The following is a 15,661-nucleotide window of genomic DNA, read 5'->3' as shown; positions in this document are numbered from 1 at the left end:
GTTAATCCAGCGAAGTAACTTCTCTCTTGTATTCTCTCGGGGTTTTTCCTTTAATTTTTTTGAAGAAGCGGTTAAAGTGCGTGGTATTCCTGTACCCGCACTTATTGGACAATTCCACCATCGACATTTCTTTTTCCTGCAGCAGTCTGCAGGCGTAGCCGATTCTTAGTTCATTTACAAAATGGGTAAATGATTTCTGTGTGCGGCTTTTAAAGAAGCGGCAGAAGGAGTGCACATTGATGCCAGCTACAGCCGCTATTTCCGATAGCGGGATATCTCTTTTGAAGTGACGGAAAATATATTTGAAGATATCATCCATCCTCGACTGGTCTTTATCGTTGTACAGGTTTACATAGTTGGTGCCGGCCAGGAGTTTATATTCTTTGGTGGCCATCATCTTTTGCATCAGGGTCATAAAGGAGATGGTTTGCAGCAAATCCTGCTGTTCCAACATCTGCCGCATTAATGCCAGTATTTCCGCTTTAGCTTTGCCATGAAACTGGATGCCCCGCTGCGCCTTTTTTAGCCAGGTTTTAACGGTGCTGGTATTGGCAAAGGGACTAAGATGCTCTACCAGCAGGTCCGGTGAAATATACAATGCCAGCGACCTTGCCTGTAGTTTATCTTTTCCTTCAAAATACTTCTGTTCATTATGCCATACGTGAGGGGTACCGGAGCCTACGAATATCAGTTCCCCGCTTTCAAAGTAGCTGATGTTGTCGCCAATGATACGGCGGCCGGCGCTTTCCACTACATATACCAGCTGGCATTCGTGATGGAAATGAAACTCCGTGGAAAAATACGGTTGCGTAATTTCCTTGATCAGGTATACCTTTTGTTCGAGGGCTTTATCGCCCGGTATGGCAAAAAGAGGCTTCATATTATCCATCTAAAATAGGTAAATTCAGTAAATAAGTCAAAATAGTGTTGATTTAAGTCAATTTCACCGGGATGACCTACCTTATCCCTGCTTACTTTTGAATTATCCACGGAAAATGAAAAATGATGATACTGCAAGATAAAATAGTGCTGATTACCGGCGGCGCATCGGGCATTGGTGAGGCTTGTGCGCAGGTTTATGCAAAACAGGGCGCGACTGTAGCGGTGATTGATAAAGACGCAGCAGCATTGCAGCGTTTGAAGGAGCTGATGGGGGCGCCGCATATTTTCATCCGGGCAGATCTTAACAGCGGTGCTGCTATAGAGCTGGCCATTCACAACCTATTACAAACGTTCGGCGTACTGCATGCCATTCACAATAATGCGGGTATTGCCAGTCCCTCGAAACCTTTGCATGATACCACCGACGAAGAATGGGAACAGGTAATGAATGTAAACGTGCGGGGTATCTACTACACCACGCGGTATGGCATTGCTGCGCTGAAAGCGTCCCGTGGCTGCATCCTTAACACCAGCAGTATGGTAGGGGACATCGGCCAGGAAAACCACGCAGCCTATGCGGGCAGTAAAGGAGCGGTGAATGCCCTTACCAAAGCAATGGCGCTCGACTATGCCGCAGATGGCATCCGGGTAAATGCAGTGGCCCCGGCAGGCGTATGGACGCCAATGTTGCGCCGGTGGAGCAGCGAACAGCCGGAGCCGGCGCGTATAGAGCAGTATCTTGATGGCATCCACGCGTTGGGATATTGCCCTGAAGCAGATGAGATCGCCGACGTGTGTGCGTTCCTGTTATCTGAGCAGGCGCGGTTTATTACCGGCTGCATAATGCCGGTAAGCGGCGGGGCAGAACTTGGATATAAGCATACCTTATAAAATAAAGTGAACAATGAAAAAATTAGCTACTTTCTGTTTGTTGTTGCTGGCATTCCAGGGCAAAGCCCAGACAAATGCACAGCTGGATCCCAAGATACTGACCAGCAAAAAAGTTATGGACCAGTTTATGGACCTGCGCTTTGGCCTGTTTATCCACTGGGGGCCTGTAACTCTGCGGGGTACGGAAATAGGCTGGTCGCGCCATAGCAAGGTACCGGCTGCAGACTATGACACCTTATACCGCCAGTTTAATCCCGTGAAATTTAATGCAGAGGAATGGGTAAAAACGGCCAGCGAGGCAGGTATGAAATACCTGACCATTACTGCCAAGCATCATGATGGCTTCTGTTTATGGCCATCTGCCTATACCGACTATAATATTACCGCTACCCCGTTTAAGAAAGATGTAGTAGGGCTGCTGGCAAAAGCATGCAAGAAGTATAATATAAAGTTCTGTATTTATTACTCGGTGATCGACTGGCACCATCCGGAATACCCGATAGACAACCCCGATGATACAACGGGGAAGGGTATACGTAAAAACGCACGCATGGATCAGTATGTGGTGTATATGAAGCACCAGCTGAAAGAACTGGTAGAGGGCTACGATCCTTATATGCTGTGGTTTGATGGTCCCTGGGAAAGTGTGTGGACGCCGGAGATGGCGCTGGATGTATATGCTTATCTCAAAACGCTGAAGAAAGATCTTATCATTAATAACCGCCTTGGGAAAGCATTTTCCGGCACCGGTGCATCGGGTACTGCTACCTTCCTGGGTGATTTTGATACGCCGGAGCAGCGCATCGGCGACCTGGACATGAACACGCCCTGGGAAACCTGTATGACCATTTGTGAGCAATGGGCCTGGAAGCCGGATGATAAAATGAAATCACTGCAAACCTGTATTCAAACACTGGCGAAGGTAGCCGGTGGTAACGGTAACTTATTATTTAATGTGGGTCCCCGCTCCGATGGCGCCATAGAACCTGCACAGGTAGCACGTTTGAAAGAAATGGGCGATTGGCTCCGTAAGTATGGCGCTGCTATTTATAATACGCATGGCGGTCCTTACAATCCCAACAGTAAGTATGCGGCTACGCGGAGTGGCAATAAAGTATACCTGCATGTTTTTGATGCGGCACAGCAAACCATTGAAGTTCCGGCTATGCCGGGTGTGAAAATTACTAAAGCATACCTGCTGAAAGGCGTTGCAGTGAAGCTGACTACAGCTGCCGATCAGTTCACGATAACACTGCCCGCTGTATTACCCGATGCCAATGACAACGTGGTGGTATTGGAAACGGATAAGCCGGCGCTGAGTGTTGCACCCATAAAATGAAAAAAATAAAATGATCAGTAAGATAGTTGTAAAAGATGCCCGGTTCCCTTTAACAGGTGGCGCCGGCAGTGATGCCATACATCAGAATCCCGTATACTCGTACACGGTAGCCTGTTTATACGACGATAAAGGTAATTGTGGAACAGGCCTGGCTTTCACCCTGGGAGCAGGCAACGAGCTGGTATGCGCTGCTGCGCGGTTCTACGGCGAAAAACTCGTAGGAAAGGAACTGCCGGAAGTGATGGCTTCGTTCGGCGATTGGTTTAAACAACGTTCCGATGAGCAGCAATTCCGCTGGCTGGGCCCTCACAAAGGAGTGGTGCACCTGGCGCTCGCTGCGGTAACCAATGCGTGCTACGACCTGTGGGCCAAACAGCAGCAGGTACCGTTATGGAAATTGTTGCTGGATCTTACGCCGGAACAGCTGGTGAACACGCTGGACCTGTCCTACCTGGAAGAAGTATTGTCCCGCGAAGAAGCGATCCGGATGTTAACGGAGATGCAGGCTTCCAGGGGCGCGCGGGAAGGCGTGCTGCGCACGGGTTATCCCGCCTACGATACCTCTGCCGGGTGGTTTAATTATCCGGATGATCAGCTGGAAGCGAATTGCAAACGTGCGTTGGACAATGGCTTCCGGGCATTGAAATTAAAGGTAGGGGCAAAAGACCCGGAAACGGATATACGAAGAGCGCATATTGTAAGAAATGCCGTTGGCGATGAGATCAAAGTGATGGTGGATGCCAATCAGCAATGGAATCTGCCGCAGGCAATTGCTATTGGCAAAAGACTAACCGCTATTAATCCTTACTGGATAGAGGAGCCCACGCACCCGGATGATATCCTTGCGCATAAAACGCTGGCGGATGCATTGAACCCCGTGAAACTGGCGTTAGGAGAACATGTACCCAATAAAGTGATCTTCAAAAATTATCTGCAAACAGGCAGTGCCGGGTTTATACAGGTAGATGCAGTAAGGGTAGGGGGTGTGAGTGAATTTATTACGGTAAGCCTGTTGTGTAAAAAGTTTGGGGTGCCGGTGGTGCCGCACGTGGGAGATATGGGACAGCTACATCAGCATCTTGTATTGTTCAATCATATCGGGATGGGACATGAGGCGTTATTCCTGGAGCATATACCGCACCTGCGTAAGCACTTTGTTCACCCGGCACTTATTACAGACGGCTTTTACCAGACGCCTGAAACACCGGGCAGCAGTTGTGATCTGCTTTCCCTTAATACATTTCCCGGATGATCGCTACTACCGATATTATCATCAGCATCTGCTATGTGGCCTTTATTGTAGGACTGGGCTTCTGGGCCGGGTTATCCGGCAAGAAGAATGATTCCGCGGCGGGAGAATATTTCCTGGCAGGAAAATCATTGCGCTGGCCTATGATAGGCATGGCCTTGTTTGCTACCAATATTTCCTGCCTGCACCTGGTAAGTCTTGCTCAAAGTGGCTTTGATACGGGGTTGCTGGCGGGTAACTTTGAATGGATGGCCGCCTTTACGTTGATATTGCTGGCTCTTTTCTTTATTCCGTTTTACATCCGTTCAGGGGTGGCTACATTGCCGGATTTCCTGGAGCGGCGTTACAACAGGGCGTGTCGCGACTGGCTGGCGATTGTTTCTGTAGTGTCGGCGATTGTGATTCATATTGCGTTTTCGTTCCTGGCCGGAGGTATTGTGCTGGAAACGTTGTTTGGCATAAACATGTTTACCAGCATTATTCTCATTGCGCTGGTAACAGGCGCGTACACGATCGTAGGCGGGCTCCGGGCCGTGGTGGTAACTGAGTCCGTGCAAACGGTGGTGTTACTGGCGGGCGCAGTGATCATCACGGTATTGTCGTGGTGGAAGGTAGGCGGCTGGCAGCCGGTGGTGCAGGTATTGCAGGAAGGCCACCAGATGGATAAATTGTCGATGTTGCACCCGGCGGGCGATCCGAATGGATTACCCTGGTATGCGGTATTCCTGGGTTACCCGGTTATTGGCATCTGGTACTGGTGTGCCGATCAAACGATTGTGCAGCGGGTACTGGGTGCGAAGGACGAGCATCATGCACGCACTGGCGCGTTGTTTTGTGGCTTTATAAAAGTGTTACCTGTTTTCATTTTCATTCTCCCCGGGTTGCTGGCGTATGTGCTGTTCAAACAGGGGCACCTGGACCTGGAAGTATTGCGGCAGGCGGATGGGCAGCTGCATACGAAAGGCATTTATTCCGTTATGATTACGCGGCTGGTGCCTACCGGGCTGGTAGGCGTGCTGGTAGCGGCATTGCTGTCGGGCCTGATGAGCCAGATTTCCGGTGCGCTGAATTCTATTGCCACGCTGGTGAGTTATGATCTGTACAAGCGGAACCGTCCGCAGGCAACCGACCGGCAGCTCGTGAAAACAGGCCGTATTGCGGCGGTTTTAGCCCTGTTTCTATCCATCGGGCTACTACCACTATTGAACAGGTATGAGAGCCTTTTTAACGGCATTAACGACGTTATATCGCATATTGCGCCGCCTATCACCTGCGTGTTCCTGTTGGGGGTGTTCTGGAAAAAAGCCTCTTCCCTTTCGGCGCAATATACTTTGTGGATAGGATCGGCATTGGGAGCGGGGGTATATCTTGCAGGTAAACTTTATCCTATTAACATACCGCCGCTGATGGTGGCTTTTTACCTGTTCGTGGTTTGTGTGGTACTGCAGGTGGTATTGTCATTTGTATTCCCTGTGCAGCATACCGCTGAAAGCAATCGCCTTTACTGGGAAAGCCCGTTGGCGCCCTTGCGGGTAAAAGGGTGGCCGGGTCTTGCCAATTACAAAGTATTATCCACGGTGTTGCTGCTGCTGATGGCAGTGCTGTACTGGTTTTTCAGGTAGTATTTAATGCCCGAATTGTTTTTGCAGATCCATTTGCAGGAACCATAGTTCCTCCACCGGCACGGCTTTTTTACTCGCGTTGTCCATGTCTTTTCCTTCTTTTGTAAACAGGAATGGCACAAAGCTGAATGCCTGGTTGCCGTTCAGGGCTGCCAGGTCTTCACGCCAGCCTTTCCAGCGGAAGGCTTCATAGAAACCATTAATGTCGCCGGAGCAGCAGAAGGAAATAAAATCGCTGTAACTGATCTCCATATTTTCCCATTCCAATGTATCGGGGGCAAAGTAAAACACGCTGCCAATACCTTCCTGTGCGGCAATGCCACCGGCATTGATGGCGAAGAAGCCGCCTACCACATCATCTGCTATTAATAAAAAGCCCGGTTGCTCACCTGAATGCGTATACGATTTTCCATCATTCCAGGCAGGCAATGTACGATCCAGTTTATCATGACCGGAGCCGAGTACCCGTATCCATCCATGATCTACGAGTAGTCCGCCGGTTTCATAGATGATGGCGCCCATCGGGGAGCGGGTGGTTACCTGGGTTTGATATAAAGCCTGCTCTGCGCGGCCGTTATCTTTAGGGAGAATTTCTATATGGTTGTTGCCATCTTTGATCCATTCCTTTACCAGGTCCCAGCCTGGTTCTTTTGTATTTATCAGTTCATTAACAGGTTTCATTTGCGCAAATTAAATAAAAAAACCGGGTGCAATGCTGCACCCGGTTTTCAAAAAATATCAAACCTGTTTATATCTCTCCCTTCTTCAGTTGCTGCACGGCATAATCCACTGCTCTCGCGGTGAGCGCCATGTAGGTGAGCGACGGGTTCTGCGTGGAAGTGGAGGTCATGCATGCGCCATCGGTTACAAACACGTTGTTACATGCGTGCATCTGGTTCCATTTATTCAGCATGGATGTTTTCGGATCGTTGCCCATACGTACGCCGCCCATTTCGTGAATATCCAGTCCGGGCGCCTGTTTGGAGTCGCCGGTATGTATATTGGTAAAACCTGCTTTGGTAAACATTTCGGTCATCTGTTCAAAGAAGTCCTTCAGCATTTTTTCATCATTATCGTCGTAGCCTACGTTGATATTGATTTGCGGGATGCCCCATTCATCTTTCTTTTGGGTGTCCAGCGTAACGGTGCTGATTTCTTTGGGGATGGTTTCGCCCATCATGTGGGAGCCAACGTACCAGGGGCCTGTTTCGCTGTTAAAGAGCTGGTCTTTCAGTGTTTTACCAAAGCCGTTGGTATTGGTATGCGAGCCTCTGCCGGTGGAGAAGCCTGCTGCATATCCACGCAGGAAATCTGTTTCCTGTTTGTGTACATTACGGAAGCGGGGTAGGTACGCGCTGGTAGGGCTGCGGCCATCGGTGGTAGAGTCTTTGAATCCGTCGTATTGTCCGCTGATATGACCGCGGTAATTATGAAAGGCGAAATATTTTCCCAGCACGCCGCTATCGTTGCCGAGGCCATTCGGGAAGCGGTGGGAGGTGGAGTTCAGCAGCACCGCGTTGGTATTTACGGCGGCGGCGTTTACGAAAATTACTTTTGCGTAATACTCCATCATTTCTTTGGTGTTGGTATCCACTACCCGTACGCCGGTGGCTTTTCCTTTTTGTTCGTCATATATGATGGAATGCACTACAGAAAAAGGGCGGAGTGTAAGGTTACCGGTTTTTTCTGCCCAGGGAATAGTGGAGGAGTTGCTGCTGAAATAGCCGCCAAACGGGCATCCACGCTGGCAAAGATCCCTTTTCTGGCATTGTCCCCTGCCCTGGTCCAGGTGGATCTGCTGTGGTTGCGTTAAATGGGCGCAACGGGCGTATATCACGTGCCTGTCTTTATAATTATCTTTTACAAAGTCCTTAAAATAATTCTCTACGCAGGAAAGCTCCAGTGGTGGAAGGAATTCTCCATCGGGGAGGTGGGGAAGGCCATCTTTGTTTCCGGAGATGCCTACAAATTTTTCCACGTAGCTATACCAGGGGGCAATGTCTTTGTAGCGGATAGGCCAATCGGTGGCGAAGCCGTCGCGGGCGGGGCCTTCAAAGTCAAAGTCGCTCCAGCGTTGTGTTTGCCGGGCCCACATCAGTGATTTACCGCCTACCTGGTATCCCCTGATCCAGTCGAACGGTTTGGGTTGACCATAAGGATGGTCGGTATCCTTCACAAAGAAGTGCATGGCATCTTCTTTATAGGCGTAGCAGCGGCTGATTACGGGGTTGGCAGCCTGAATGGCTTCCGGTACCTGGCCGCGGTGGGGAAATTCCCAGGGGAACTGGCTGGTAGTGGGATAGTCTTTTAAGTGTTTCACATCACGGCCTCTTTCCAGCACCAGTGTTTTTAAACCTTTTTCTGTGAATTCTTTTGCTGCCCATCCGCCGCTGATGCCGGAGCCAATAACAATGGCATCGAACGTACGGTTTTGCAGGCTGGTATTATCTTTACTCATACAGTTAATAGTTAGGCAAGCTTCCGGGTAATGGGTTTCAGCGGTACGCAACCGTGGTATCGTGCGGGTACCAGTTCGTAGATATCTACTTTGGTAAGGAAATATTTAGAGCTGGTGTATGCCTCAATGGTAAGACGTTTGGTAGCGCGGTAAAAAAAAGCGGCATCGTCCTTATCATCTTTAGCGGCCTCAAAGGCACTAAGGAGGGACTCGCGTTGTGTTGGCGTGCTTTCCAGGAAGGTATGCCCATTTAATTTCCTGGAGGCCTGTTCAAATGCTTTCATGCCGCTGAGCCATTTTTGCTGGTCTTCCTTTTTATAGCAGTCGTCCATCATAATGAGGGTAAAGAGATGGGCGGACAGTTCTTTGGCGCCTGGCGTGGTGGTGGCGGGAATGATTGTTTCCACGAGTTCGGCCAGCATTTTTTCCTGGTCGCCGTCTACCGAAATGTTCTTTAATGTTAATGATGTTCTGCTGGTATGTTGTAAACAGGCAGGCAATATGGCCATACCGGCTGAAACATACAGCAGCTGCTTGAGCGCAGCTCTTCTTGTCACTGCCATTGATTGGAATTTATTGTAATAAAACGGGAATTGGTCTGCATTATTTTAAATCTTACACGCTGCAAAATCCTTATTTCCGGCGGCTTGGGCTGGAAATAAGGACTCAATATAAAGGAATCCAGGAGTTTTTACAAGGTTTTGTGGCAACCGGTACGGCTAGTTTCTTTTTTTTATGGCGTCGATGACGGCGCCCACGATCACAAAGGCAAAGCTGCTGAACGGAACGGTTACCAAAGCGGCCATCAGGTATTGCGCATCTTTGGAGTTCCATGCTTTCGCATAGGAAAAGATATAGAAGACAAGGGGATGTACAATCATGTACAGGAGCACCATCAGGAGGATGATTTTCCCGCTGACAATAGCCTCGTTGGGAGGGGTGGATGAACGGATGAGTATTAAAGCGGGTATTAATATTAAAAGAAAGATGACCGCCAGTACCAGGATGGTGAGCAATTGAACGTGATGATCTGATAGGCCGCCTGCGATACGGGCCACCATTTTTTCCACCGGGTAGCCGGGAAGCACTGCCAGGGCAGGCGCTATTACGGTGGCGACCAGCATCAGTGAGATGGCGGTAAACAAGGCCCCGATCACGAGGCCCTTTCTATTCGGATTTATCTTCATAAATACAGGTTACTGATTTTTATTTCACCCCTTTTTCAGGATTCCAGTTGCCACGCAATTTACGGATATAAATAATCTGGCCAATATGATAGGCGTTGTGTGTGTTGATATTGGCGATGGTAGCGTATTGTGATGCGAGTTTTTTTTCATCGGCCTGCTCAATAGCCGTTTCCCAGGCGGTGAGCACACTGTCGATCCGCTTCACGGAAGCTTCCCATTGCGCCGGTGTTGCGGGGGAAAAGGTTTCGTCGTTATTACCGTTGAAAGCTGACTTTTCTTTCCCTTTGAATTTCTCCAGCAGTTCCAGGTCCCAGAAAATGAGATGGTTTACCAGTTGTGCAATGGAGTGGTTGCCGGAGCTGTCTTTCCAATTGGCCTGTTCGGAGCTGAGTCCTTCTACTGCGGTGTTGGCTGTTACAAACCATTGCGTGTGCGCTTTGTCGTGGGTAGTACGCAGCTGGTCCAGCAGGATGGATTTAATGGTAGCCGTTTGACCGTAGCTGAAAAATGAAATTAACAGGAACGGGAGTACGAAAATAATTCTCATAGCGGGTATATTTGGGTGTTAGATATTTGGTGATGTATCAAATATAATGACTTTGTAATGGAAATGCGGAAACGGAAAAAATAACCGGATGAAGCAAAATATTATCTTTATTCATCCATCTAAAATGCAAACGCCTATGCAGCTAATTGCACTTGACCCTGGTCATTTCCACGCTTCGCTGGTACATCAGCAGATGTACCCGGAAATAGATGACGTGATCCGGGTATTTGCACCGGACGGACCGGAAGTAAAACAATACCTGCAGCGGGTAGCTGCCTTTAATGAGCAGAACAGCCCGGCGGTGCGCTGGAGCGCGGAGGTGTACGCCGGTAGCGACTATCTGCAGAAGATGCTGCTGTGTGATCCGGGGAGTATTGTGGTGCTGGCAGGTAATAACCGTTTGAAGCCTGCCTATATCAGCCATGCCGTGCACGCCGGTATGCATGTGCTGGCCGACAAACCTATGGCGATTAATGCGGAGGGTTTCGATTCCCTGCAATCATCTTTTGCGATGGCTGCTGCGAACAAGGTGCAGTTGTATGATATCATGACAGAGCGCTACGACATCCATAACCTGTTACAAAGGGAGCTGTTGCAATTACCGGAACTGTTTGGAACACTGCAGGAGGGCAGCTTCGGGGACCCTGCTGTGATCAAAAAAAGCGTACATCACTTTAAGAAGACGGTAGCCGGGAAAACACTGATCCGGCCATCCTGGTATATGGATGTAAAGCAGCAGGGAGAAGGAATTACAGATGTGACCACGCACCTGGTAGACCTGGTGCAGTGGACCTGTTTTCCCGGGCAGGTACTGGATTATAAAAAAGATATTCATATAGATACCGCCATTACGTGGTCCACCGGGATGAGCCTGCCGCAGTACAGCGCCATTACAGGAGAGCAGCAGTTTACGCCTGACCTGGAGGAAATTGCCGATGCCGGCGGCCTGCTGGAGGTGTATGCTAACGGGGCCTTTGATTATACGATACGTGGGGTGCATGCGCGTATTTCCGTTCAGTGGGATTATGAAGCGCCTGCAGGTACCGGCGATACCCATTATTCACTGCTGCGTGGCAGCAAGGCCGAGCTGATGATACTGCAGGACAAGGAACAACAGTACAAACCGGTGTTATATATCCATCCGTTATCAGCAGATACCGTGCAAATGAAAACGGCATTCCGCACGCTGGAACAAAAGTATCCCGGCATCGGGTTAAAGGAAAGCGCGTATGGCTGGGAAGTGGTGATACCGGAGGAATTGGTAAAGGGGCATGAACGGTTATTTGCAAAAGTGATGCAGCAATTCCTGGTATACGTGAAATCCGGGCAGATGCCGGCCTGGGAAGTGGCGGGGATGCTGGCGAAATATTATACCACCACACAGGCGCTGTTGGTGGCCAGGCGTTTGCGCGCTTCGACCGGATAAAAAATTGTATACTTGAGGGTTATAAGGGGCGATACGGCGGCGTATCCGCACCTGACTGATGATTTTGTAAAAACGTTCCTGGCGCAGGAGCGCAATAAAAACTACTGTTACATGCTTAAAGAGAGAATCCGGCAATTAGCCAGCGGACTGCTGGAGGAGGCAACGGCCAACCGTCGCCACCTTCATACGAATCCAGAACTTTCCTACCGGGAATACCAGACGGCGCTTTTTATTGAGGAGAAGCTCCGTGCCCTGGATATTCCATTTGAAAGGATGGCCGATACCGGGATTGTTGCTTTACTGCAGGGAGGGGGAGGGCCGTCGGACAAGGTGGTGGCCTTGCGGGCGGATATAGACGCCCTGCCCATCATTGAGCTGAATAATGTGCCTTACCGTTCGCAGAACGAGGGGGTGATGCACGCCTGCGGGCATGATGTGCATACGTCTTCCCTGTTGGGCGTGGCGGGTATCCTGAGCCAGATGAAGGACGAGTTTTCCGGTACGGTGAAGTTTATATTCCAGCCGGCGGAAGAGGTAATCCCCGGTGGGGCCAGTTTGATGATCAAAGCAGGGGTGCTGGAAAACCCCCGGCCGCATCATATCCTGGGGCAGCATGTGATGCCGGAGCTGCCAGTGGGTAAGGTGGGCTTCCGTTCCGGGCGCTATATGGCCAGCAATGATGAAATTTCCATTACGGTGAAGGGGAAGGGCGGTCATGGTGCGATGCCGCATCTGGGTATTGACCCGGTGGTGATTGCCTGTCATATGGTGATAGCGCTGCAGCAGATAGTGAGCCGCCGTGCCAACCCGTTGCTGCCATCGGTATTATCTTTTGGTAAAATGCACGCCAACGGGGCCAGTAATGTGATCCCGGATGAAGTGAAGCTGGAGGGTACTTTCCGGTCGCTGGACGAAACCTGGCGTAGTGCGGCCCATGATAAGATTAAAAAGATGGCCATCTCCATAGCAGAAAGTATGGAAGGCTCCTGTGATATTAAAATAGAAAGAGGATATCCTGTGCTGATCAACGAAGATAAACTGACGGCTGCCAGCAAGGCATACGCCGTTGACTACCTGGGTGAAGCGCAGGTAGAGGACCTGGACATCTGGATGGCGGCAGAAGACTTTGCTTCCTATTCACAGGTGGCGGATGCCTGTTTTTACAGGTTGGGGGTACGCAATGAAAACAGGGGTATTATATCCGGTTTGCATACGGCCACCTTTGATGCCGATGAAAAAGCGCTGGAAACCGGTGCTGGTCTGATGTCTTACCTCGCGCTGAAAACTTTGGGCAACTAATGGAAGCGTTGGGAACACCTTTATTATTTTGTTAACTGCCGGTTAACAACGGCTGATTTGTTGCATTCACGGGCAATAATTATGCGTTCACGAAATAAGGTGGGCAACTAACGACCATGAATATATCTTTGCATCAGGTTTTTCATAGGATATGGTTAAAATATTAAAGGGGAGGTAGTCTTGCCACCCCTTTTTTTTATGCATACAGCGGATGTTGTCTTTCTCAGGATTAGTGTGATTAAGCTGATTGCCGGGATTTTATTTTTTTTGTTTGGGAGATAAATTGACTTCGTTTAGCCCTATACGTTATCAGCATAGTAACCTGCGTATTTATAATAACACCTTCAGCGTAAGAATAATGGGCTGCAAATATATATTTCATTTGCATTATGAAAGCAAATAAAATGTTATTTATCTTCGCGCCCTATGGCAGCGGTTCCTGATTCTATTGATATTATCATTCCAACTTTCCGGCTGGATGAGCAATATTTACTTCCCCTCATCCATTTGCCCAAACCAGGCGGATGGCAATTTAACTACTACATCATTGCGGATAACCCGGGGATACAGCCTGGTGCCGAATTGCAGCGGCTGGCAGAAGAAGGCGTAATACATCTTTTTATTAATTCCGAAAATAAAGGGCCGGGTGAAACCCGTAACAGGGGCATTGAGGCGGGAAACGGCAGCTGGATCTTATTCCTGGATGATGATATTGTGGCGGATAACGACTTGTTGCTACAATATGTAAAAGCGGTTAAAGGAAATGCATCGGCGATTGGTTTTATTGGCTTAACAGATTTTCCTGCACCGGTAAATGCATTTACGCGCGCGCTGGATGCAGCGGGACTTACCAGTATTTTCACTATCGCGAAAAAGAAGGAGCAATTCATGTGGGGCGTAACAGCGAACATTATGTTTAAGCGGAGCGCGTTGCAGGATTTGCGGTTTTCCCCAGAGTTGTCGGCTATTGGCGGGGGAGAGGACATTGACCTCGGGGCGAGGATGAGTATGTTGCATGGTACACAGTTCATGTGTGTTAAAGCCGCGCGTGTTACGCATCCGTGGTGGAACCATGCGCAACCGCATTTTGACCGTTTTACGCGTTATGGCGCGGGAATGGCATTATTGCTGCCCAGATTCAGGGCTTTTAACTGGTATGCGTTTCCTAATCCCATAGAAGGACTGGTGCTGGCATTCCTTTGTGCGCCTTTGTTTTTTATATTTCTCAGCTGGCAGAAATGGCTGATCTTTTTGGCAGCTATTCCTTTAATTGATATGGCTGTTAATTATGTGCGGGCCGCCGGCATGGGATATCGTGAATTAAAAGTAGCTTATTATATGACGTTGCTGCGATGCAGTACGGAATGGGGGATGTTTAAAACCCTGATAGGGCAGGGCCGTCCGGATTATTTGATGAAGCGTATCAATGTTGATTTTACGCGTCCGCGGCATTTCCGTACCAACCGGTGGCGGATCGCCAAGCTGGTCATCTATCTTATATTACTATCGTTATTGATCTTTATAAAATAATTTGTTCCCATCAGCATTTACTTACGGGATTGTTCGTACCAACGAACCATTTTGCCGAGGATATCATTGATCACTTCCATCGGAAGATCTTCTGAGGGGTTGAGCGGAAGGATCTTCATGCGGGCGCGTTTATCCTGTTGCAGCTGGGGATGCGGGATATTTTTACCTTCCACGATGCCGAGGTAGGGGTGTTTGTTTTCTTTTTGGATCCAGAGATAACAGCACATTTTACCATTGTAACAAAAGAAGGGCATGCGGTACTTCCAGGCTTCTGTAATATGGGGGTTGTATTGCCGGATATAAGCGCGTAGCGCGAGCAGGCAGCCCTTGGCCGGTTCCGGCTGAGATTCAAACCAAATGTCGATATCGCGGATCATAATACCTTGAAAATAGGCAATTGCTAACAGCAGAATGCTTTTTTTGTTATCTTTCTTTTCAAGTTACTGCCTGCACAATAAACATTTTTGAATGAAGAAGGTACTGGTGCCACTACCCGATTATGGTTTCGATCCTACGGAAGCGGCAATACCCTGGTTGTTGCTGACGGCAAAGGGATACGACGTGCAATTTGCCACGCCGGGTGGTTACAGCGGGATGGCGGATCTCCGGGTACTGAGAGGAGAACAGCTGGGTATATGGAAATGGTTGCTGCAGGCGCGTGAGGATGCGGTGATGGCCTATCACCGCATGTCAAACAGTGAATCTTTTTGTACGCCCTTAAAGTATACGCAAATCCGTGCGGAACATTATGACGCCCTTTTGCTGCCCGGTGGGCATGACAAGAAGATGAAGGCGTATCTTGAATCTTCCCTGTTACAGGAAGTGGTAGCTCATTTTTTTACGGCGCAGAAGCCGGTAGGGGCTATTTGCCATGGTGTAGTGCTGGCTGCACGAAGCAAAGATCCGCGAACAGGGTTATCCGTTTTACATTCCTATAAAACCACGGCCTTGCTGGCCAGCCAGGAGCGTATGGCGTATCATCTTACCCGGTGGTGGTTAAAAGACTATTATCTCACCTATCCCGTTACCGTACAGGCGGAAGTGACAGCGGCGCTGGGTGATCCGGCGCAGTTCCTTTCCGGTCCCCTGCCTTTGAGCCTGGATGATGCACGACATCCGGAACGGGGGTTTACGGTAAAGGACCGCCATTACCTGTCGGCCCGCTGGCCGGGTGATGCATACCGCTTTTCAGCCGAATTTATCCATATGCTGGAGCATGCTTAACGGTGAG

General features: G+C 49.3%; 15 protein-coding genes. 8 read left to right on the top strand and 7 right to left on the bottom strand.

Annotated features, from left to right (window positions below):
- Window position 1 precedes the first annotated feature (1 nt).
- Window positions 2-880 carry an AraC family transcriptional regulator gene (locus tag QFZ51_RS22085; RefSeq protein ID WP_429048943.1) on the bottom strand — a complete coding sequence of 293 codons (879 nt, stop codon included), beginning with the start codon at window positions 878-880 and terminating at the stop codon, window positions 2-4.
- A gap of 122 nt (window positions 881-1,002) precedes the next feature.
- Here QFZ51_RS22085 and QFZ51_RS22080 point away from each other — a divergent pair, with 122 nt between their 5' ends.
- Genes QFZ51_RS22080 through QFZ51_RS22065 form a run of 4 tightly spaced genes read left to right on the top strand, consistent with a single transcriptional unit; the run spans window position 1,003 to window position 5,983 of the window.
- Window positions 1,003-1,773, top strand: coding sequence for an SDR family NAD(P)-dependent oxidoreductase (locus tag QFZ51_RS22080; protein WP_429048940.1), 771 nt, complete (start codon window positions 1,003-1,005; stop codon window positions 1,771-1,773).
- A gap of 13 nt (window positions 1,774-1,786) precedes the next feature.
- A complete protein-coding gene (locus QFZ51_RS22075) occupies window positions 1,787-3,112 on the top strand; it encodes an alpha-L-fucosidase (protein ID WP_429048938.1) in 1,326 nt (441 codons plus the stop codon).
- Between the two features lie 10 nt (window positions 3,113-3,122).
- Window positions 3,123-4,364 carry an enolase C-terminal domain-like protein gene (locus QFZ51_RS22070; RefSeq protein ID WP_429048936.1) on the top strand — a complete coding sequence of 414 codons (1,242 nt, stop codon included), beginning with the start codon at window positions 3,123-3,125 and terminating at the stop codon, window positions 4,362-4,364.
- Window positions 4,361-5,983, top strand: a complete 1,623-nt coding sequence (locus QFZ51_RS22065; protein ID WP_429048933.1) for a sodium:solute symporter — start codon at window positions 4,361-4,363, stop codon at window positions 5,981-5,983. The genes QFZ51_RS22070 and QFZ51_RS22065 overlap by 4 nt, the downstream gene beginning before the upstream one ends.
- A gap of 3 nt (window positions 5,984-5,986) precedes the next feature.
- Here QFZ51_RS22065 and QFZ51_RS22060 read toward each other — a convergent pair whose 3' ends face one another.
- The 5 genes from QFZ51_RS22060 to QFZ51_RS22040 all read right to left on the bottom strand — a co-directional run bounded on the left by QFZ51_RS22060 (window position 5,987) and on the right by QFZ51_RS22040 (window position 10,175).
- Complete coding sequence (locus tag QFZ51_RS22060) at window positions 5,987-6,664, bottom strand: DUF2625 domain-containing protein (protein ID WP_429048931.1); 678 nt, start codon at window positions 6,662-6,664, stop codon at window positions 5,987-5,989.
- A gap of 67 nt (window positions 6,665-6,731) precedes the next feature.
- The gene (locus tag QFZ51_RS22055) at window positions 6,732-8,441 is read right to left on the bottom strand and encodes a GMC oxidoreductase (protein WP_429048930.1); all 1,710 of its coding nucleotides are present in this window, start codon (window positions 8,439-8,441) and stop codon (window positions 6,732-6,734) included.
- A gap of 11 nt (window positions 8,442-8,452) precedes the next feature.
- Window positions 8,453-9,004 carry a gluconate 2-dehydrogenase subunit 3 family protein gene (locus QFZ51_RS22050; RefSeq protein WP_429048928.1) on the bottom strand — a complete coding sequence of 184 codons (552 nt, stop codon included), beginning with the start codon at window positions 9,002-9,004 and terminating at the stop codon, window positions 8,453-8,455.
- Window positions 9,005-9,160: 156 nt separating this feature from the next.
- Window positions 9,161-9,628, bottom strand: a complete 468-nt coding sequence (locus QFZ51_RS22045) for a hypothetical protein (protein WP_429048926.1) — start codon at window positions 9,626-9,628, stop codon at window positions 9,161-9,163.
- A 19-nt stretch (window positions 9,629-9,647) separates the two neighbouring features.
- Window positions 9,648-10,175 carry a DinB family protein gene (locus QFZ51_RS22040; protein ID WP_429048924.1) on the bottom strand — a complete coding sequence of 176 codons (528 nt, stop codon included), beginning with the start codon at window positions 10,173-10,175 and terminating at the stop codon, window positions 9,648-9,650.
- Between the two features lie 88 nt (window positions 10,176-10,263).
- On the opposite strand from QFZ51_RS22040, the gene QFZ51_RS22035 reads away from it, so the two are divergent.
- The 3 genes from QFZ51_RS22035 (at window position 10,264) to QFZ51_RS22025 (ending at window position 14,430) form a co-directional block, all read left to right on the top strand.
- On the top strand, window positions 10,264-11,601 hold the full coding sequence (locus tag QFZ51_RS22035; RefSeq protein WP_429048922.1) for a putative oxidoreductase C-terminal domain-containing protein: 1,338 nt from the start codon (window positions 10,264-10,266) through the stop codon (window positions 11,599-11,601).
- A gap of 12 nt (window positions 11,602-11,613) precedes the next feature.
- Window positions 11,614-12,900 (top strand): M20 metallopeptidase family protein, encoded by a 1,287-nt coding sequence (locus tag QFZ51_RS22030; RefSeq protein ID WP_429048920.1) that lies wholly within the window; start codon window positions 11,614-11,616, stop codon window positions 12,898-12,900.
- A 426-nt stretch (window positions 12,901-13,326) separates the two neighbouring features.
- Window positions 13,327-14,430 carry a glycosyltransferase gene (locus tag QFZ51_RS22025; RefSeq protein WP_429048918.1) on the top strand — a complete coding sequence of 368 codons (1,104 nt, stop codon included), beginning with the start codon at window positions 13,327-13,329 and terminating at the stop codon, window positions 14,428-14,430.
- A 17-nt stretch (window positions 14,431-14,447) separates the two neighbouring features.
- Here QFZ51_RS22025 and QFZ51_RS22020 read toward each other — a convergent pair whose 3' ends face one another.
- Window positions 14,448-14,807, bottom strand: coding sequence for a DUF1801 domain-containing protein (locus QFZ51_RS22020; protein WP_429048916.1), 360 nt, complete (start codon window positions 14,805-14,807; stop codon window positions 14,448-14,450).
- A 91-nt stretch (window positions 14,808-14,898) separates the two neighbouring features.
- Here QFZ51_RS22020 and QFZ51_RS22015 point away from each other — a divergent pair, with 91 nt between their 5' ends.
- Window positions 14,899-15,654: a type 1 glutamine amidotransferase domain-containing protein gene (locus QFZ51_RS22015; RefSeq protein WP_429048914.1), complete on the top strand. Its 756-nt coding sequence runs from the start codon at window positions 14,899-14,901 to the stop codon at window positions 15,652-15,654.
- The last annotated feature ends 7 nt before the right edge of the window (window positions 15,655-15,661 follow it).

It is taken from the genome of Chitinophaga sp. W3I9 (genome assembly GCF_050434025.1).
Taxonomy (GTDB): Bacteria; Bacteroidota; Bacteroidia; order Chitinophagales; family Chitinophagaceae; genus Chitinophaga.
Note: the sequence above shows the minus strand (reverse complement) of the source record. Positions and strands in the feature narration are given on the sequence as shown.

Bases quoted from the DNA above. Each gene is read 5' to 3' on its own strand.
- QFZ51_RS22075 (WP_429048938.1), top strand. From the start codon at position 1,787: ATGAAAAAATTAGCTACTTTCTGTTTGTTGTTGCTGGCATTCCAGGGC.
- QFZ51_RS22065 (WP_429048933.1), top strand. From the start codon at position 4,361: ATGATCGCTACTACCGATATTATCATCAGCATCTGCTATGTGGCCTTT.
- QFZ51_RS22085 (WP_429048943.1), bottom strand. From the start codon at position 880: ATGAAGCCTCTTTTTGCCATACCGGGCGATAAAGCCCTCGAACAAAAG.
- QFZ51_RS22035 (WP_429048922.1), top strand. From the start codon at position 10,264: ATGAAGCAAAATATTATCTTTATTCATCCATCTAAAATGCAAACGCCT.
- QFZ51_RS22070 (WP_429048936.1), top strand. From the start codon at position 3,123: ATGATCAGTAAGATAGTTGTAAAAGATGCCCGGTTCCCTTTAACAGGT.
- QFZ51_RS22050 (WP_429048928.1), bottom strand. From the start codon at position 9,004: ATGGCAGTGACAAGAAGAGCTGCGCTCAAGCAGCTGCTGTATGTTTCA.
- QFZ51_RS22055 (WP_429048930.1), bottom strand. From the start codon at position 8,441: ATGAGTAAAGATAATACCAGCCTGCAAAACCGTACGTTCGATGCCATT.
- QFZ51_RS22015 (WP_429048914.1), top strand. From the start codon at position 14,899: ATGAAGAAGGTACTGGTGCCACTACCCGATTATGGTTTCGATCCTACG.
- QFZ51_RS22025 (WP_429048918.1), top strand. From the start codon at position 13,327: ATGGCAGCGGTTCCTGATTCTATTGATATTATCATTCCAACTTTCCGG.
- QFZ51_RS22060 (WP_429048931.1), bottom strand. From the start codon at position 6,664: ATGAAACCTGTTAATGAACTGATAAATACAAAAGAACCAGGCTGGGAC.
- QFZ51_RS22080 (WP_429048940.1), top strand. From the start codon at position 1,003: ATGATGATACTGCAAGATAAAATAGTGCTGATTACCGGCGGCGCATCG.
- QFZ51_RS22040 (WP_429048924.1), bottom strand. From the start codon at position 10,175: ATGAGAATTATTTTCGTACTCCCGTTCCTGTTAATTTCATTTTTCAGC.
- QFZ51_RS22020 (WP_429048916.1), bottom strand. From the start codon at position 14,807: ATGATCCGCGATATCGACATTTGGTTTGAATCTCAGCCGGAACCGGCC.
- QFZ51_RS22045 (WP_429048926.1), bottom strand. From the start codon at position 9,628: ATGAAGATAAATCCGAATAGAAAGGGCCTCGTGATCGGGGCCTTGTTT.